Here is a 236-nt window from a genome sequence, read left to right as displayed (position 1 = left end):
ACATACAGCAGCAGCTGTAGAATAAAAAGTCAATGCAGGAACAATAACATAATCTCTTTCACTAATATTTAAAGACCTTAAAGATAGTTCTATAGCATCTGTACCAGAAGAAACTCCTATACAATACTTTGTACCACAATATTTTGCAAATTCTTTTTCAAAAAACTCTACTTCTTCTCCTAAAATAAAATCAGTCCTGTCAATAACTTTTTTTATAGCAAAATCTATTTCTTTTC

At 28.8% G+C, this 236-nt stretch carries 1 protein-coding gene; it reads right to left on the bottom strand.

What is annotated here, in order from left to right:
- Positions 1-236 (bottom strand): DegT/DnrJ/EryC1/StrS family aminotransferase (locus N3F66_15285; protein ID MCX8125509.1); only part of this gene is annotated, 236 nt, incomplete at both ends.

It is taken from the genome of Spirochaetota bacterium (assembly GCA_026414805.1).
Lineage (GTDB): Bacteria > Spirochaetota > UBA4802 > UBA4802 > UB4802 > UBA4802.
Note: the sequence above shows the minus strand (reverse complement) of the source record. Positions and strands in the feature narration are given on the sequence as shown.